The sequence below is a fragment of the Bordetella sp. MIP270_01_BMS genome, assembly GCF_054958705.1.
Window position 1 is genome coordinate 834,287 of sequence record NZ_CM143297.1, and the last position, 17,748, is coordinate 852,034.

The window sequence follows — 17,748 nt, forward strand, 5'->3', positions numbered from 1 at the left end:
GAGCACCATGTGTCTTGCCGTGCTCGCCCTGCACACCCTTGCCGGCCTGCCGGTGCTTGTTGCCGCCAACCGCGATGAGTTTCATGACCGACCCACCCTGCCGGCTGGCGCCTGGCCGGGACGGCCCACCATTTTTGCCGGCCGCGACCTGCGCGCAGGAGGTACCTGGATGGGCGTGGATGAACGGGGCCGCTACGCCATCGTCACCAATTTCCGAGATCCCGCGCATCTGCTTCCCGACGCCCGCTCGCGGGGAGAATTGGTCGAACACTATCTGCGCGGCGACGCGGCGCCCGCCGACTATGCCGCGGACGTGCACGCGCGTGGCGGGCGGTACAACGGCTTCAACCTGATCGTGGGGGATGCCGGCGCCGCGTGGTATGCCACCAATCGTGACGGCGCTCCGCGCCGGCTGACGCCGGGCATCTATGCCGTGTCGAACCATTTGCTGGATACGCCCTGGCCCAAGCTGGCCCGCACCAAGGAGGCATTCGAGCGCGGACTGCGCCACGCCGCGCAGCCCGATCTCGACGGACTGTACGCCACGTTGCGCGACGACACGCCGGCCGATGACGCAAGCCTTCCTGACACCGGCATCGGACGCGAGCGCGAACGCCTGCTGAGCAGTCCGTTCATCGTGAGCCCCAACTACGGCACGCGCAGCTCTACTGTGCTGGCGCTGCACGCCGACGGCCGCGGCGAATTGCACGAGCGCCGTTACGGCACCGACGGGGCCCCCATGGGCGACAGCGATCTCGAATTCCGCTGGAACGAATCCGGCGGCGGCCAGCAAGCCGGACGCTGATCCACACCGCAAGCGCTGAGACGGTATCCCGAGCGCCCGCCGAGCCGGCTGGCCGATCGCCAGCAAGCCGGACACCTGCCGAAACACCGGTTGCATCCTGTGCCGGGACATTCGGCCCGTCCGCAATATCATCAGATCCATACACTCGCTCCGTGGCGACGGAGCGGCCGCGCAGACCCGGCCGCGGCAGGTGCCGGGATATCTGGAGCCACGCTCATGCAAGCTTGCCTTCACCCGATGCGCCTGGCCGCCGTCCTGGCGGCCGCCAGCCTGGCCCTGGGCACCGTGCCGGCCGGCGCGCAGCCCGCCGCCGGCGCCCTGCCGCCCGTTCAGCAACAAGGCGCGGTGCAATTCCTGACCGGCGGATTCGGCTACGACGAATCCGAAGCGATCAAGGCCGCAAGCAGCCAGTATCCCCTGGCACTGACCTTTGCCTCGGTGCATGGCGGCGCCTATCTCGCGGACGTGCGTGTCGTGATCACCGACGCCCAGGGGTCGGCCGTGCTCGACACCACTGCCCAGGGGCCTTACCTGCTCGTCAAACTGCCCGACGGCCGCTACACCATATCGGCCCGCTTCAAAGACAACGAACAGACGCGCCAGGTCTCGGTGTCGGGGAAAGGGGCCACGCGCGTCACCTTCCGGTGGGACGCCTGAGCGCGAAGCCCACTGTATCCACGGCCCTGCGCATCAAGCGGGCTTGGCCTGCCTCATGGGTGCCCGGCCGCAGACGGCTTCAGGCTGTCGGCCCACTCGCGCGCCAGGTCGCGTCGCGCGCGCCAGTTGGCCAATGCGGTGAGCAGCATGGCAATACCGGCGCCTGCTGCGGCAAGCGCCATGTCTTTCTGTGCGTCCCAGATGTCGCCCTGCATGCCCAGGTAGGCTGCCCCCAGCTCGCCGCCGAACACCTCTGCGGCGCCCCATTCGATCAGTTCGTACAAGGCCGAGGTCGACAGCGCCACGTCGAGCGGCAGAACGTAGCCCCAGAATCCGCGTACCTCCACCACGCGCAGGAAAACCTCGCGGATCGGGTAGGCCAACAGCAACCCGTAGGAAAAATGCACCAGGCGGTCGAAGTGGTTGCGGTCCCAGCCCAGCGTTTCATTCAGGCCATGGCCCGTCAGGGCGCGCCACCAGGCATCGTAGGGAACGTGCGAGTACGTGTAGTGGGCACCCACCGCATGCAGGCACAGGAACAGGAAAATCAGCGTGTAGGACACACGCGAAAACGCGAACCACCGGCGCGTGATGCCCAGCACGGCCGCAAATAGCAATACCAGCGCGTTTTCGAGCAGCCAGTCGGCACGGTTGTGCGGGTGAATGGCAAGCGCCACCCACCACGCCGCATACAGTGCGGCCAGTACCCGCAGATACGTCTGGCGGGCCGGCGCTTTCACGAAGCGGCCCCCCCATTGCCTGGGACCTGAGCAGGCCGGGTATTAATCATCGGTGATCCGGCCGCGCAGGCGCTTGACTTCGCCGTGCAACACTTTGCGCTGCACGCGGCGGCGCTGCGACGCCCGCGTGGGGCGCGTGGGGCGGCGCGTCTTGGCCGGCTGGGCCACGGCTCGCACCATCTCGGCCAGCCTTTCAAGGGCCTCGCCGCGGTTTTTCTCCTGGCTGCGAAAGGCCTGCGACTTGATGACGATAATGCCATCCTTGGACACCCGGCGGTCGGCCAGCGCGCACAGCGCCTCTTTGATGTGCGCGGGCAGGCTGGAGGCGCGCACGTCAAAGCGCAGGTGCACGGCGCTGGACACCTTGTTGACGTTCTGGCCCCCCGCCCCCTGCGCGCGGATCATGCCGAACTCGATATCGCGCTCGTCCAGGTAAAGGTCGTCTTGAACGTAATACATAGGCCGCCAGTCTACGCCAGGCCGCCGTCCGGCGCGACCCGCGCCATGCCGGTAAAATAGCGGTTTGGATCAGGCCGGCGCCGTGCCGCAGCCATTGCATGACTTACTCCACCAAAGAAATCTTCAAGACACTGCAGGGCGAAGGTGCCCACGCCGGGCGGGCAGCCGTGTTCTGCCGCTTTGCCGGCTGCAACCTGTGGTCGGGCCGCGAAGCCGATCGCGCCAGCGCCGCCTGTACCTTCTGCGATACCGATTTCATCGGCACCGATGGGCCGGGTGGCGGCAAGTTCGCCACCGCGCAGCTGCTGGCCGATGCCATCGCCGCCACCTGGGGCCCAGGCACGCAAGACCGCTATGTGGTGTTCACGGGCGGCGAGCCGCTGTTGCAGCTCGACGCGGCCCTGCTACAGGCCGTGCATGCGCACGGTTTCATGGCGGCCATCGAAACCAATGGCACGCTGCCCGCGCCCGAGGGCGTCGACTGGATCTGCGTCAGCCCCAAGGGCCGCAACAAGGTCGTCATCGAACGCGGCAATGAGCTGAAGCTGGTCTACCCCCAGCTCGACGCCCGTCCCGAAGCCTACGCCCATCTCGACTTCCAGCACTTTTTCTTGCAGCCCATGGACGGCCCTCGGCGCGCCACGCATACCGAGCAGGCTGTGCAGTACTGCATGCAGCACCCGCAATGGCGGCTCAGCCTGCAAACCCACAAATACATAGGCATTCCATGATTCGCTACTCTGCCGTGCCGGGGCGGGCATGATTTCGGTGACCCGCAAGCTGGAATTCGACGCTGGCCATCGCATTCCCGACCATCGCAGCCAGTGCCGAAACCTGCATGGCCACCGCTACGTCCTCGAAGTGACGCTGTCGGGCGATGTCATCGATGCGCCCGGGCAATCCGAAAATGGCATGCTGATGGACTTCTCCGAGATCAAGGCCATCGCCAAGCGCCACATCGTCGACCCCTGGGACCACGCCTTCCTGGTCTATCGCGGCGATACGGCGGTGCGCGGGTTTCTTGAAAGCATGCCTGACCACAAGACCGTGGTGCTCGACTGCATACCCACCGCCGAAAATCTGGCGCGGGTCATCTTCGGCGTTCTGGCGCCGCATTATCACGGCCACTACGGCGCGCAATTGCGCCTGGCGCGCGTGCGCCTGTACGAAACTCCCAATTGCTGGGCAGACTGCACAGGCTAGCGGCCAGGCGGGGCCCGCTTTACAGGCCTTTCTGACGGGTGGCCATCAGGTAGTTTTCGGCTGCCCCGTCATTGACGCTGGCCCACAGCAGCTGGTCGCTGCGGAATGCGCGCCACGACGCCAGCACCTTGGCGAAGGCCGGGTTCTTCGCCGCGTATTCTTCGAGCACATCGCGCGTGGCCTGCTGCATGGCGTGCATCACCTCCGGCGGCCAGGACTTCAGCTTCACACCCTGCGCCACCAGGCGCTTGAGCGCCGGGATGTTATTGGCGTCGTACTTCGCGAGCAGGTCGTCGGCGGCCAATGCGCTGGCCGCCCGCAGCGCTTCCTGGTAGCGCGGTGGCAGCTTGTCCCAGCTGTTGCGATTGATGGCCAGGCACAGGTTCGCGCCCAGCTCCATCACCCCTGGGCCATAGTAAAACTGCGCCACCTTGGCAAAACCGAGTTTCTCGTCGTCGTAGGGGCCCACGAACTCCACGGCATCCAGCGAGCCCTTTTCCAATGCGGGATAAATGTCGCTGCCCGCCACCTGCTGGGGAATCGCCCCCAGTTTTTCATACACCATACTGAGCAGGCCCGGCGTGCGGATGCGCAGCCCCTTCAAGTCGGCGGGGCTGTTGATTTCCTTGCGAAACCAGCCGCCCATTTGCGCGCCGGTATTGCCACAGGGAATGGCCAGGGCGTTGAAGCCGGCATACAGCTCGTCGAGCAGGGGCCCGCCGCCGCCGTGCAATACCCAGGCCATGTGCTGGCGTGGAGTCAAGCCGAACGGCACACCGGTATCGAACACCAGCGCGGGCGCTTTGCCTACATAGTAAAAGCCTGCGGTATGGCCGCATTCGGTGGTGCCGTTCTGCACCGCGTCCAGCACCTGCAGCGGCGGGACGATTTCGCCAGCCGAGAACGGCCGTATATTGAACTTCCCATCGGTCAGCGCGGCGACGCGTGCGCACAGGAATTCAGCGGCGCCCCATACCGTATCGAGGGAACGGGGAAAACTGCTGGGCATGCGCCAGTTGACCACCGGCGCATCCTGCGCCACGGCCGGCGCGGCCAGCGCGGCGCCACCGGCGCCCGCCAGAGTCAGGAATCGACGTCGTTGCATGGCACGGCTCCTTATTCGATGCAGTCAGGCGCCTCGCGCAGGACGCGACGGGCGAAGTAGGCAAACGTCAACCCCAGGATCTTGGGCTTGACGAGGAAATCGTGCGACTCGCGGGCCAGTTCGGCCGGCACCGGCTTGACCGGCCCGATGGCGCGGGCGCGCAGTTGCAAGGCGGCAACCTGTTCAAGCCAGATCGCCATGACGGTGGCTTCTTCGATGGACTTGCCGGCGGTCAGCATGCCATGGTTGGCCAGCAGGATGGCACGTTTGTCGCCCAGCGCGGCCGAGATGATCTCTCCCTCGTCGTCGCCGATGGGCAGGCCCGGCCACTCGGCCAGGTAGGCACAATCGTTGAAGAACGGGGTGGCATCCATGTGCGCCACCACCAGCGGCTCGCCCACCATCGACAAGGCAGAGACAGCCGGCGGATGGGTGTGCACGATGCACTGCACTTCGGGGCGGTGGCGATATATCCAGGCGTGGAAGCGATTGGCCGGATTGGGCAGGGACTTCCCATCCAGCGGATTGATGTCTTCATCGATGAGAATCAGTTCACTGGCGCGAGCCTCGTCGGCGCCCATGCCGAACGGCAAGGTCCAGATGGTGCCGGGCTGGTCGCCCCGCGCGGTGATCTGGCCGGCCAGGCCGCCGTGCCAATGGCCTTGCGCGGCCAGCATGCGGCAGGCCAGCGCCATTTTCTGGGCCGAGGTCCAGGTTGCCTGGGGCGTGGCGCGCTCTTCGATCTCGCGATCGACGCGGCGGCGCAATGCGTCCTTGTCCTGGGAAGCGTATTCCGACATCAACATCATCCTGGTAATGGCTGAGGCAGCGTGGACTGCCTTCTGTTTTATGTTGCCTTATAGACAACTCGTTGCCTAAAGTACAAACAATTGCCCCTCCGTTCAAATCGGGGAAAACCCGCAGTCCTGCCCTGCCCCCTGCGCGCAAAAATGGCATCATGCAGCCTTCGCCAGTCTGACCCGCCCTTCCATGCCGCCGAAACGCCCGCTGTCCCCGATCGCCGCCGCTCCCGATGCCCCGCAGGTGGGACTGCGCATACGGGCCATGCGGCGTCGCCGCAAACTCACGCTGGCCCAGTTGTCGGAACTCACCCAGCTCGATAAAGGTTTCCTGTCGCGTCTGGAACGAGGTGAAAAATCGGCCTCGGTAGGCTCGCTGCACACTGTGGCGGTGGCGCTGAACACGTCGATATCGGCCTTGCTCGGTGAAACCGACCCGAAGGACGAAATCCATATCGTGCGCTCCGGCGAGCGCCATCGGTTGACCTCGCCGCTTACCGACGCCCGCGAACATGCCTACGAAGCCATCACCATGGGCGCCCCGAACAGCGGCCTGTCGGTGATGGTGGTGCAGGTGGGGATGCAGGGCGAACACACCGTGGCACACCATTCTGGCGACGAACTGATCTTCGTGCTGGAAGGCCGGGTACGGGTACAGTTCGGCGAACATACCGTACTGCTGGAGCGCGACGACAGCGTGCGCTTCCCCGGTTACCTGCCTCACAGCCTGAGCGCTGAAGGGCGCAAGACCGCCCGTGCGCTGGTCATCATCGCCAGCGGGCAGTCCTGAACCTGCTTCAGGCGGCTGGCCTGCAGCTCAATGCAGTGTGGAACCCTGCGGCGGCGCCTGGTTCAGGCCCAGGGCCGCTTCCCAGCTGCGCAACGGCACGCAGGTCTGCAACCGTTCAATGGCGCGTTGGATCAGCGCGGGGTGCAGGGTATGGCCCACCCGCGTAGCCACGTCGATGGTGGCATCGCCATGCAGCGCATCGAGCCGGGCCTGCGCGGCTTGGGTGTGCGATACCGTCATGACGGTATCGTCGGCGCCATGCAGCAGGTGAATGGTGGTGTATTGCGGTGCGCTTTTGGGCAACTCGGCGTAGCGCCCTGAAAAAGCCAGTACGCGGCCGGCCAGCCCATCGTGCGCCTGCACGGCTTCCAGCGCCATGATGGCTCCTTCCGAGAAGCCGGCCAGCGCAGTATCGGATTGCAGCAGGCCCAGCCGTGCCTGGGCCGCACGGATGTAGTCGACCAGCGCCGGCATGGCATCAGCGACGCGTTCGGCGCGGTTGTGCTCATTGATGCCGCTTATCGAGAACCATTGGCGGCCATGGGCGGCGGCGTCGCAGGGCTGGAAACCGGCCGGCACCAGAATGGCGGCCTGCGGAAACGCCGCCCGCAGCGCCTGGGCCAGCGGTTGCATGTCGTGGGGCGCGTCGCCCGCGCCGTGCAGCAGGATGAACAACTGCTTGGGCTCGGTCTGCGGAAGGAATTCGAGGGCTGCGCTGTGGGACATGACGGGGCCTGGGGCGGCGGGCGGGGGTATGGGTCATTGTAGAGCGCCGGGAGGCGCATGGCATCTGCAAAACCGGGATGGCCTCGCCCAAAATACTGTATATTTGTACAGTAGATATCGATACCCCATGCAACCCGAACACATCCACCCCTCCCTGTGGCGCGCCACGCAACTGGCGCGCGGCGCCCAGCGTGGCGTCCCTACCGGCCATGCCGCGCTGTCCGCGCAGCTGCCCGGTGGCGGGTGGCCGCAAGGGGCGCTGGTCGAATTGCTGGCTCCCCATCCGGGCATCGGTGAAATCCGCCTGCTGCAGCCCGCCCTGGCCCAGCTCGACCGCCGCCATGTCATTGCGCTGGTACAGCCCCCCCATGTGCCGCACCTGGCCTGCTGGCAGGGTTGGCGCCTGGACCCGCGGCAACTGCTGTGGGTCGCGCCCGAACGCCCCGCCGACGCCCTGTGGGCCGCCGAACAGATCCTGAAGCATGGCAGTTGCGGCGCCCTGCTGTGCTGGCTGCCACGGGTAAAACCCGAAGCGCTGCGCCGCCTGCACCTGGCGGCCCAGGGGCACGACACCCTGTGTTTCGTGCTGCGTCCGGCCACGGCCGCGCAACAGGCTTCGCCCGCGCCTCTGCGGCTGGCCCTTGCACCCGCTCCGGGTGGGCTGTCGGTCCATATCCTGAAACGGCGCGGCCCGGCCTGCGCCGAACCGCTACATATTGTCTTCGAGCCTGCCTCGCTGCCGGCTTCTGTACCCCCTCGCCATGCCCCTCTGGATCGCCGTCTTCCTGCGCTGCCTGCCGCTGGACGCCGCACGCCCGCAATGGCCTCATGATGCGGCTTTTGCGGTACTGGAACAAGAACGCATCGCCGCCCTGACACCCGCAGCGGCCGCCGCCGGGCTGCGGTCCGGCATGCGCCGCGCGGGCGCGGCCGCCCTGGCGCCCGATATTCCGCTGCTAGGCCGCGACGCCCCCGCCGAACATCACCTGTTGCAAGAAACGGCGCTGGCCCTGCTTCAATACACGCCGGACATCGCCCTGGCCGGCTCCGATACCCTGCTGCTGCAGGTAGGCGCGAGCCTCACCTATTTTGGCGGCCCGCGCGCCTTGCATCGGCGCGTGGCCGCTACCTTGCACGCCATGCACCTGCACGCCCGGCTGGGCATGGCTCCCACCGCGCAGGGCGCCTGGCTGCTGGCGCACCACGCCCGTGCGCAGACGCCGCGCCGCGTCCTGCAAACCTCCACGCTCGCGCGCCGGCTCGATGTCTTGCCCTGCGCCCTGCTGCCCAGCGCCCAGCCGCGCCTGGAATGGCTCAACGACCTGGGCTGCCACACCCTGGGCGCCCTGCGCCGCCTGCCTCGCGCCGGCCTGCAACGGCGCTGCGGCACCACGCTGACACAGGAACTCGATGCCGCCTATGGCTCCCGCCCGGAATGCCATGCCTGGATCCAGCCGCCCGCACGCTTTCATCAACGCCTGGAACTGCCCGACTACATCGAGCACGCCGACGCCGTGCTGGCCTGGACCCGCCGCCTGCTCGAACCGCTATGCGGCTGGCTGGCAGCCAGGCGGCGTGCAGTGCAGCATCTCAACCTGCTGCTCGAACACGAACGCGGCCGGCGCGCACGCCCTCCCACCGCCCTGCCCCTGAGCCTGGCCCAGCCCGCCTGGCAGCAATCGCACCTGCTCGATCTGCTACGCGAAAAACTCGGCCGACTGCAACTGGAAGCGCCAGTCATCGCGCTGGTGCTCAGCGTCGACGACACGGTGGAACAGCCGGCCGCCAGCACTTGCCTGTTCCCCGAGCCCGGCGGCACGCCGGCCGAACACGCTCGGCTGCTCGATCTGCTCAGCGCCCGGCTGGGCCGCCACCGCGTATTGCATGCGCATCCCGTGGCTGACCATCGCCCCGAGGCCGCCAACGGCTGGCAGGCCGCGCAAGACGGTCCTGCCGGCGCTGACACCGGCCCGGGCCCGCTCGACCGGCCTTTCTGGCTGCTCGACCCTCCGACCCTGCTGCAGGAAGCGGGGCATCGGCCGGTCTATGCCGGGCAGGCGCTGCGGCTGGTGCGCGGCCCCGAACGCATCGAAAGCGGCTGGTGGGACGCCCCCCTGACGGTGCGCGATTATTTCGTGGCTGAAGATGCCGCCACCGTGCGCTACTGGATCTACCGCGAACGCGACACCGAACACGCCCGCTGGTTCCTGCATGGGCGCTATGCATGATGGCGACGCCTTCTTTGTCCAACCTGCTGCCGGGCTATGCCGAACTGCAATGCCTGTCGAACTTCTCGTTCCTGCAGGGCGCCTCACATCCCGCCGAACTGGTCGGGCAGGCCGCCCAACTGGGCTATACCGCGCTTGCCATCACCGATGAGTGCTCGCTGGCAGGCGTGGTGCGCGCGCACGTCGCTGCCCAGGATTGCAAACTGCCGCTCATCATAGGCAGCACCCTGGCCCTGCAACGCGGTCCCGACACGCCGCCCCTGACACTGGTATTGCTGGCGCAGAACCGCCAAGGCTACGGCAATCTCTCCGAACTGATCACCCTGGCGCGTTCGCGCGCGCCCAAGGGCGAATACCGCCTGATGGCCGACGACATTGCCGCACCCGGACCGGCCCACGCCCATCTGCGCGGCATGCCCGATTGCCTGGCCATCCTGGCGCCTCCCGTCGGCGTCGACGCCGACGTGCTGGCCGAACAGGCCTGCTGGATGGCGCAGCACTTCGCCGGCCGGGCCTGGGTAGGCCTGACCCTGCTGCATCATGCGCGCGACGACCTGCACCGCGCGGCCGTCCAGCACGCCGCGCAGGCCAGCGGGCTGCCGGTGGTGGCGTTGGGCTGCGTGCAGATGCACCTGCGTTCACGCAAACCGCTGCACGACACCCTGGCCGCCATACGCAGCAAGCGCAGCGTGGCGCAATGCGGCTATGACCTGCAGGCCAATGCCGAACAGCACCTGCGCACCCGCATGCGCCTGGCCGCCCTGTATCCGCCCGATGCCCTGGCCCAGACACTGGCCATTGCGCGGCGATGTACCTTTTCATTGTCGGAACTGCGCTACGAATACCCGGATGAAATCGTGCCGCCCGGCGCCACCCCCGCCAGCTACCTGCGCCAGGAAGTCTATGCGGGTGCGCGGGGCCGCTACCGCGGCGACATTCCCGAAACCGTCGTGGCCCAGATCGAAAAAGAACTGGCCCTGATTGCCGAACTGAAATACGAGCCGTACTTCCTCACGGTGTACGACATCGTGCAATATGCACGCCGCCAGAACATCCTGTGCCAGGGGCGCGGCTCGGCCGCCAATTCAGTCGTCTGCTATTGCCTGGGCATCACTTCGGTATCCCCCGAACAGAGCCAATCACTGTTCGAGCGCTTCATCAGCAAAGAGCGCAACGAGCCGCCCGACATCGATGTCGATTTCGAGCACCAGCGCCGCGAAGAAGTCATTCAATACATCTACGACAAATACGGCAGGCACCGTGCCGCCTTGACCGGCGTGGTGATCTCCTACCGGCCGCGCAGTGTCTTGCGCGACACCGGCCGCGCCCTGGGCGTGGACCTGGGCATCATCGATGCGGTGGCGCGGGCGCACCAGTGGTGGGATGGCAAGCAGGCCATGTTGCGCACGCTGGGCAGTTGCGGGCTCGACCCCGCCTCGCGCGTGGCGCGCCATTGGGCTGCGCTGGCCGAGACACTGATAGGTTTTCCGCGCCACCTGTCGCAGCATCCCGGCGGCTTTGTCATCGCGCGCGACAACCTGGCCCGCCTGGTGCCCATCGAGAATGCCGCCATGCCCGATCGCAGCGTGGTCCAGTGGGACAAAGACGATCTCGACGCGCTGGGTCTGCTAAAGGTCGACATCCTGGCGCTGGGCATGCTGTCGGTACTGCATCGCGCCCTCGATCTCGCCGGCCAGCGGCGCGGCCAGCCCCTCGCCCTGCACGAAATTCCACAAGACGACCCGGCTACCTACGACATGATCTGCGCAGCCGACACGGTAGGCGTATTCCAGATCGAATCCCGGGCGCAGATGAGCATGCTGCCGCGCCTGCAGCCCCGCGAATACTACGACCTGGTCGTGCAGGTGGCCATTGTGCGGCCCGGGCCGATCCAGGGCGGCATGGTGCATCCCTACCTGCGTCGACGCCAGAAAAAGGAAGACATCACCTATCCCAGCAGAGCGGTGGAAAAAGTCCTGTCGCGCACCATGGGCGTGCCCATCTTCCAGGAACAGGTCATGCAGATCGCCATGGTGGCGGCCGATTTCACGCCCGGCGAAGCCGACGGTCTGCGACGTTCGATGGCTGCCTGGAAACGCAAGGGCGGTATCGGCAAGTTCAACGAAAAACTGGTCAAGGGCCTGCTGAAGAACGGCTACAGCCCCGAATTCGCCGAAGCGATCATCCGTCAGATCGAGGGTTTCGGCGAATACGGTTTTCCCGAAAGCCATGCAGCCAGCTTCGCCCAACTGGCCTACGCCAGTTCCTGGCTCAAATGCCACGAACCCGAGGCGTTCCTGGCGGCCCTGCTCAATTCCCAGCCCATGGGGTTTTATGCACCCGCCCAGCTGCTCCAGGATGCCCGCCGCCACGACGTCACGGTGTTGCCCGCCGATGTCGCGGCCAGCGGCTGGGAAGCGTCATTGGAAACCTGGCCCGGCCACACAGACCGACCCGCGGTGCGCCTGGGCCTGAACCAGGTGCAGGGCCTGGCGGAAGACACGGCGCGACGCATTGTACGGGCACGCGCCGAACGCCCTTACACCGACACCCGCGACCTGGGCCGCCGCGCCGCGCTGACGCGGCGGGAACTCGACGCGCTGGCCGCCGCCGATGCCCTGCACAGCCTGGCGGGCCACCGCCGCCTGGCCAGTTGGGAAGCCAGCGCCAGCGTGGCCCATCGCGATCTGCTGCGCGATGCCGACAGCGCAGACGACGATGCCCCCACTTTGCCCGAGCCCACCGAAGGACAATCGATCTCTGCCGACTATCGCAGCCTGCGGCTGACCCTGCGCAGTCACCCCCTGGTGCTGCTCAGGCCCCGCCTGCAGGCACTGCGCTTCGAAACCGCCGCGGTGCTCAACACCTACCCCGACCGCCGTCTGGCGCGCGCATGCGGGCTGGTCACGGTGCGGCAACGGCCACAGACCGCCAAGGGCACGATTTTCGTCACGCTCGAAGACGAAACCGGGCCCGTCAACGTAGTGGTGCGCAATGAACTCATCGAACGCCAGCGGCGGGAACTGCTGGGCGCCACGCTGCTGGGTGTGTATGGGGTGTGGCAAAGCGTCGAAGGCGTCCGACACTTGATCGCGCGGCGGCTCGTAGACCTGTCGGGTTTGCTGGGCGGCCTGGAGGCCCGCAGCCGCAATTTCCATTGATCTGCTCAAGGCGCGCGTCCGGCGGGCATGTGTCGCGAACTGTGGAGCACGACGGACTTGCAGTCAGGCAGGGCTGTACCGAATCCAGGTTCTACGTGCTGGCGCGAAACACCGGCGCATTTGTAATGCGCTGCACCAGGTCTGCCACCACGCGCAAGAACCGGGTGGACGCCGCGGGAGGCACCATCACCCGCTCAAGCAATGACTTCAGGTCGATCGAGAGAGACTGGAGCGCAGGTTGCGGCTCGCCGCGAGCCCGGCAGCGAGCACGCAACACCACCATCAACTCGCGTTCCCCCGAGGCGTCGCCAGCGGCGCGCCGCCGGGCCGCAGCCGACACGCCCGGGGCGTCCGAGGGGGCTAGCACGACGTCCACGTCATCCCCCACGAGAAACGAGCGGGCCAGGCCCTGCACCGAGGACTCGACCACGATCACCGCATCCGACCCGCATTCGAGAACGTCAGTCGCGTCGTTGTCGTCCACCAGCCACCATGACTGACCGTGTCCGGACAGACGATCTGGCCGGTCGAAAAACAACTTTCCGAATGTCGTCAGTTCTACGAGCTCATAGAAGGTGAACACCCTGCGTATACGTTGACCGGGATCCAGAATGGGATTGACGTACAGGCTCATAGCGATCCTCGACACGAAACACGCCCCTGCTGCGCGCTGTTCGCGCATCTTAGCCAGTTCGCCGCCGGCGCGTATTACGCCAGCCTTACCATTTCGTAATGAAGCGCCCGCAAGGCCCTCCGGCACGCTGTGTTCCGCTATATTGCAAGACCCTGGGCCGCGTCAGGCCCGCGGGGGGACGTGATGATGTGGCAATGCCTGATTATTGAAGACGACAAAGACAACGCGCGCTACCTGGCCAATGGCCTCGTCGAACTGGGCCATGCAGTGAAGATCTGCCCGGATGGAGTGAGCGGGCTAGAGCACGCCATGAAAGAGCACTGGGACATCATCGTCCTTGATCGCATCCTGCCCAACCACGTCGATGGCCTGTCCATCCTGTCGACCTTGCGCGCACTGGGCAAGGCCACCCCGGTGCTCGTCCTCAGCGCACTTTCCGCGGTAGATGATCGCGTGGACGGACTGCGCGCGGGCGGCGACGACTATCTGGTAAAGCCGTTCTCGTTTACCGAACTGGTGGCCCGCATGGACGCCCTGGTCAGGCGGACACGTCCGAGACCGGAGATCAAGGAGCTGCGCGTGGCCGACCTGGTGGTGAACATGGCCTCGCAGAAGGTGACGCGCGCTGGACGACCGATTGTCCTGCAGCCCCAGGAGTTCCGCCTGCTGGTCTACCTGATGCTGAACACCGGCCAGACCATCACACGCACGATGCTGCTCGAAACCATCTGGGGATACAACTTCGACCCGCAATCCAATGTGATCGACGTCCAGGTCAGCCGGCTGCGACGAAAAATCGATTCGGGATCGCCCTGCCCTTTGATCCACACCGTGCGCGGCTCAGGCTATACGCTGGCTGAGATGCGCGACGAGCCCATGTCGGCCTCCTGAACCACCATGATCCGCGCCGCCAGGAATCTGTGGGGCTCGATCTCGTTTCGCCTGACCCTGAACTACGGGCTGCTGGCGATTATCACCACCCTGATTCTGATCGCGTTCCTGTATGTGCAAGGCATCGGCGCATTGCGCACCGAGTACACGCGCCAGATCACTGCGTCGGCGCAGCGGCTGGGCATCGCCTACGAAGAAGGCGGCCGCAGCGCGTTGATCGCGGCGATCGAACTTACACTATCCGACCGCATCGACTCCGATCGAGAGATCTATCTATTGCTCGACGAGCGAGGAGCAAAGCTCGCGGGCAATCTCGACCGGCTTCCTGTGCCGCTGCGGCCGGGCCCCGGCGTTTTCGAAGGGGACGTCGTCCAGGCGGGCGTCCCGATTCGCGGCCACCTGAAGATGCAGACGATGGCGGGCGGCGAAACGCTGGTCGTGGGGCACGATCTGAGCGAAATGGGCGATATCAGCGCGATGATAGGCCAGGCGATCGTGGCGGCAATGATTCTCGCCGCGCTATTGGTGATGCTCGGCACCTACATATTCCGGCAGGAACTGGACCACAGGGTGGGGCAAATCCGGCGCACCACGCAACAGCTCGGGGCGGGGCAACTTTCCAGGCGCATTCCCGTGGTTTCCGGCAACGATGAGTTCACCCTGCTCAATCGTGACATCAACGCGATGCTGGACCGCATCGAACAGCTCATGAAGAGCGCCCGCCATATCTCGGATACCGTCGCCCACAATCTGCGCACGCCATTGATGCGCGTCGTGGGCACCCTGCGCCAGGCTCAGCCTCCCCAGGCCTGCCCGACGCAACTCCTGCAGGCCCATCACCAAGCCATTGGCGAGATCGAGCGCCTCGGCGTCATGCTCGAAAAGCTGCTGCAGATCGCCGATATGCGGGCGGGCGTCCAGCGCCGCTCGTTCAGGCCCTGCGCGCTGGACACCATCGTGAACGACGTGGCCGACATGTACTCGTCACTGGCCGAAGACAGAAACGTCGCCCTGCGCGTTCGTCGCGTCGACGCGGTTTCCGTGCAGGGCGATCCGAACCTGCTGGCAAGCGCCCTGGCCAACTTGATCGACAACGCGGTCAAGTACGCACGCAGCCAGATCAATATCACCGTCACGGCTGCACAGGACGCCGGCTGCGTCGTCATCGAAGACGACGGGCCAGGCGTGCCGACTGCCGAGTACGAGCACCTGGGCAAGCACTTCTACCGACTCGACCCCTCACTCGAGGGTCATGGATTGGGCCTGGCCAGCGTGCTGAGTATCGTCGAACTGCATGGCGGACGCATGACCTTCTCTGATGCGCAGCCGGGGCTGTACGTCACGCTCTTCCTGCCACTTGGGACGACGCGCGATCCGTAGCGCCGCAGCGCTCCTGCCCGCATCCGCACCTGACCAAAAAGTAAGGCAATTGTCATCCACGGCCGAGCGGGCCTTTTATATCCTGCACGATCCCAAGCGGCCCCTCGCGTGGCCGCCCGACGCGTTCTGCAAGATACAAAAGACGAGGAGATCGATGCTTAAGCATAAGTACTATTCCGCCGGTTTCATGCTGCTGATCGGCGCGGTGACGGCCCTAGGCAGCCTAAGCTACGACCTGGGCACGCTGGACCGCATGGGCCCCGGCTATTTCCCGTTGATCCTGGGCGTCACGCTCTGCGTTCTTGCCGTGCTGATTGCGGTCACGCCCAGTTCAGCCGACGAGGCAGAGGCGGATGCCAAGCGTGAGCCGCTGCGCGACGTCTTCCGACGCAGGATGCGCCCTTGGGGCGCCGCGGTAGGGGGCATGGTCGCCTTTATCGTCCTGGGCAACTACGGCGGCCTGGTGCCGGCGACATTCGCCCTGATCTTCCTGGCCGCGCTGGGAGACTCGAAGAATTCGATCAGAGCCAGCCTCCTGCTGGCGGCAGGCGTCGTCGCGTTCGCGATTCTCGCTTTTCATTATGGACTGCAGCTGCAGTTTCCCCTGTTCACCGGGTGGTAAGGAAAGGGAGACATCATGATCGACAATCTGATATTGGGCTTTCAGACGGCCTTCTCCCTGCAGAACCTAGCCTATGCCTTCGCGGGTGTGGTGCTCGGGAACCTGATCGGGGTGCTTCCAGGGATAGGTGCCCTGGCGGCCATTTCGATGTTGCTGCCGGTGACCTACGGGCTTGACCCCACGGGAGCGCTACTCATGCTTGCCGGGCTGTATTACGGAACCAGCTTCGGTGGCGCGACGACCTCCATCCTGCTCAACCTGCCGGGCACGGCCTCGCACGCGGTCGTGTGTGTGGACGGCAACCCGCTGGCCCGCCAGGGCAAGGGCGGCCAGGCGGTCTTCATGGCAATGTTCGCCTCGTTCGTGGGCGTTTGCTTCGGCATCGGACTGATGATGTTCTTCAGCCCCATGTTGGTCGACGTGGCGTTCCTGTTCGGGCCTTCAGAGTACTTCGCCCTCATGTTGATGGGATTGCTGGCGGCCTCTACGCTGACCAGCGGCTCGCCGCTGAAAGGCATCGCCTCGGTCATGGTGGGCCTGATCGTCGGCGTCATCGGCACCGACGTCAACAGCGGGGTGGCGCGCTTCGCCCTAGGCGTCCCGGAACTGCAGGACGGCATTGCGCTGGTCGCGCTGGCCATGGGCTTGTTCGGCATCACCGACGTACTGGCGAACGCAGCGAACCTGGGCGGCGGCACGCTCCTGACCGAAGGGAAACTGGGGCGCCACTCCGTACGCCCCGCCAAGGGCGAAATTCGCAGGGCCATGCCCTCCATCGGGCGCGGCTCCGCCATCGGCGGCGTGCTGGGCATACTGCCGGGCGCCGGCGGCACGATGGCTTCGTTCATGTCGTACGCCATTGAAAAAAAGGCCTCGCGCACGCCGGAACGCTTCGGACGCGGCGCAATGGAAGGCGTCTCCGGACCCGAAGCCGCAAACAGCTCCGCCGCCATCACCGCCTTCATTCCCACTCTCACCCTCGGTATTCCCGGTGACGCGGTCATGGCACTGATGCTGGGCGCCCTGATGATCCACAACATCACGCCGGGCCCCCAGCTGATGGTGGAGTATCCCGAGATGTTCTGGGGGCTGCTGATCAGCTTCTGGCTGGGCAACCTGATGCTCATGGTGCTGAACATTCCCCTCATCGGGGTCTGGGTGAAGCTGTTGTCCGTGCCTTATCGCCTGATCTATCCGACCGTGCTCTTCCTGATCGCGCTGGGGGTCTACAGCACCAACAACAACCTCTTCGACGTCGGAGTCGTGCTGTTTATCGGAGTATTCGGATACGTCGCCGCCTCGCTCGGCTTCCAGCCCGCTCCGCTGCTGATGGGCTTCATCCTGGGACCCATGATGGAAGAGAACTTCAGGCGCGCGCTGCTGTTGTCGCGAGGCGATGTGCTGGTGTTCTTCGACCGTCCCCTGAGCGGCAGCTTCATGGCCGTCACCATACTGATGTTGGCCACCGTCGCGTACAAGCGCCTGCGGGGTCCGCGTCCCCAGCCAACGCTCAGCGCAACGCGTGCTTGATTGCGCCCAGGTCCTGC

At 65.8% G+C, this 17,748-nt stretch carries 18 protein-coding genes; 12 read left to right on the forward strand and 6 right to left on the reverse strand.

What is annotated here, in order from left to right; all coding sequences use genetic code 11:
* The first annotated feature begins 7 nt into the window (after positions 1–7).
* Together ACV17W_RS03805 and ACV17W_RS03810 are read left to right on the forward strand one after the other, a co-directional pair.
* Positions 8–805 (forward strand): NRDE family protein, encoded by a 798-nt coding sequence (locus ACV17W_RS03805; protein ID WP_462595127.1) that lies wholly within the window; start codon positions 8–10, stop codon positions 803–805.
* A 216-nt stretch (positions 806–1,021) separates the two neighbouring features.
* Positions 1,022–1,462, forward strand: a complete 441-nt coding sequence (locus ACV17W_RS03810) for a carboxypeptidase-like regulatory domain-containing protein (RefSeq protein ID WP_462595128.1) — start codon at positions 1,022–1,024, stop codon at positions 1,460–1,462.
* Positions 1,463–1,515: 53 nt separating this feature from the next.
* On the opposite strand, the gene ACV17W_RS03815 is transcribed toward ACV17W_RS03810, so the two are convergent.
* Entirely contained in the window at positions 1,516–2,202 is a 687-nt protein-coding gene (locus tag ACV17W_RS03815) for a DUF2238 domain-containing protein (protein WP_462595129.1), read from the reverse strand.
* Positions 2,203–2,244: 42 nt separating this feature from the next.
* Complete coding sequence (gene arfB / locus ACV17W_RS03820; RefSeq protein WP_462595130.1) at positions 2,245–2,661, reverse strand: alternative ribosome rescue aminoacyl-tRNA hydrolase ArfB; 417 nt, start codon at positions 2,659–2,661, stop codon at positions 2,245–2,247.
* 98 nt (positions 2,662–2,759) lie between these two features.
* Between arfB and queE the strand changes: the two genes are divergently transcribed.
* Together queE and queD are read left to right on the forward strand one after the other, a co-directional pair.
* The gene (gene queE / locus ACV17W_RS03825) at positions 2,760–3,392 is read left to right on the forward strand and encodes a 7-carboxy-7-deazaguanine synthase (protein WP_462595131.1); all 633 of its coding nucleotides are present in this window, start codon (positions 2,760–2,762) and stop codon (positions 3,390–3,392) included.
* 28 nt (positions 3,393–3,420) lie between these two features.
* Entirely contained in the window at positions 3,421–3,864 is a 444-nt protein-coding gene (gene queD / locus ACV17W_RS03830; RefSeq protein WP_462595132.1) for a 6-carboxytetrahydropterin synthase QueD, read from the forward strand.
* Between the two features lie 19 nt (positions 3,865–3,883).
* On the opposite strand, the gene ACV17W_RS03835 is transcribed toward queD, so the two are convergent.
* Both ACV17W_RS03835 and ACV17W_RS03840 read right to left on the reverse strand, forming a co-directional pair.
* Entirely contained in the window at positions 3,884–4,969 is a 1,086-nt protein-coding gene (locus ACV17W_RS03835) for a TRAP transporter substrate-binding protein (RefSeq protein WP_462595133.1), read from the reverse strand.
* 11 nt (positions 4,970–4,980) lie between these two features.
* Positions 4,981–5,769 (reverse strand): aldolase, encoded by a 789-nt coding sequence (locus ACV17W_RS03840; protein WP_462595134.1) that lies wholly within the window; start codon positions 5,767–5,769, stop codon positions 4,981–4,983.
* 190 nt (positions 5,770–5,959) lie between these two features.
* On the opposite strand from ACV17W_RS03840, the gene ACV17W_RS03845 reads away from it, so the two are divergent.
* Positions 5,960–6,559, forward strand: a complete 600-nt coding sequence (locus ACV17W_RS03845; protein WP_462595135.1) for a helix-turn-helix domain-containing protein — start codon at positions 5,960–5,962, stop codon at positions 6,557–6,559.
* A gap of 27 nt (positions 6,560–6,586) precedes the next feature.
* Here ACV17W_RS03845 and ypfH read toward each other — a convergent pair whose 3' ends face one another.
* Positions 6,587–7,285: an esterase gene (gene ypfH, locus ACV17W_RS03850; protein WP_462595136.1), complete on the reverse strand. Its 699-nt coding sequence runs from the start codon at positions 7,283–7,285 to the stop codon at positions 6,587–6,589.
* A 127-nt stretch (positions 7,286–7,412) separates the two neighbouring features.
* On the opposite strand from ypfH, the gene imuA reads away from it, so the two are divergent.
* From imuA to ACV17W_RS03865, 3 genes are read left to right on the forward strand one after another with little or no spacing between them, the layout of a single operon-like run.
* Positions 7,413–8,117, forward strand: coding sequence for a translesion DNA synthesis-associated protein ImuA (imuA, locus tag ACV17W_RS03855; protein WP_462595137.1), 705 nt, complete (start codon positions 7,413–7,415; stop codon positions 8,115–8,117).
* Positions 8,047–9,513 (forward strand): Y-family DNA polymerase, encoded by a 1,467-nt coding sequence (locus ACV17W_RS03860; protein WP_462595138.1) that lies wholly within the window; start codon positions 8,047–8,049, stop codon positions 9,511–9,513. Before imuA ends, ACV17W_RS03860 begins: the two co-directional genes overlap by 71 nt.
* A complete protein-coding gene (locus ACV17W_RS03865) occupies positions 9,513–12,674 on the forward strand; it encodes an error-prone DNA polymerase (protein WP_462596452.1) in 3,162 nt (1,053 codons plus the stop codon). Before ACV17W_RS03860 ends, ACV17W_RS03865 begins: the two co-directional genes overlap by 1 nt.
* A gap of 91 nt (positions 12,675–12,765) precedes the next feature.
* Here ACV17W_RS03865 and ACV17W_RS03870 read toward each other — a convergent pair whose 3' ends face one another.
* Complete coding sequence (locus tag ACV17W_RS03870; protein ID WP_462595139.1) at positions 12,766–13,308, reverse strand: hypothetical protein; 543 nt, start codon at positions 13,306–13,308, stop codon at positions 12,766–12,768.
* 186 nt (positions 13,309–13,494) lie between these two features.
* Here ACV17W_RS03870 and ACV17W_RS03875 point away from each other — a divergent pair, with 186 nt between their 5' ends.
* The 4 genes from ACV17W_RS03875 to ACV17W_RS03890 all read left to right on the forward strand — a co-directional run bounded on the left by ACV17W_RS03875 (position 13,495) and on the right by ACV17W_RS03890 (position 17,731).
* Positions 13,495–14,199 (forward strand): response regulator transcription factor, encoded by a 705-nt coding sequence (locus tag ACV17W_RS03875; protein WP_462596453.1) that lies wholly within the window; start codon positions 13,495–13,497, stop codon positions 14,197–14,199.
* 6 nt (positions 14,200–14,205) lie between these two features.
* The gene (locus ACV17W_RS03880; RefSeq protein ID WP_462595140.1) at positions 14,206–15,579 is read left to right on the forward strand and encodes a sensor histidine kinase; all 1,374 of its coding nucleotides are present in this window, start codon (positions 14,206–14,208) and stop codon (positions 15,577–15,579) included.
* A 154-nt stretch (positions 15,580–15,733) separates the two neighbouring features.
* Positions 15,734–16,201: a tripartite tricarboxylate transporter TctB family protein gene (locus ACV17W_RS03885; RefSeq protein ID WP_462595141.1), complete on the forward strand. Its 468-nt coding sequence runs from the start codon at positions 15,734–15,736 to the stop codon at positions 16,199–16,201.
* A 15-nt stretch (positions 16,202–16,216) separates the two neighbouring features.
* The gene (locus tag ACV17W_RS03890; RefSeq protein ID WP_462595142.1) at positions 16,217–17,731 is read left to right on the forward strand and encodes a tripartite tricarboxylate transporter permease; all 1,515 of its coding nucleotides are present in this window, start codon (positions 16,217–16,219) and stop codon (positions 17,729–17,731) included.
* Positions 17,732–17,748: the final 17 nt, after the last annotated feature.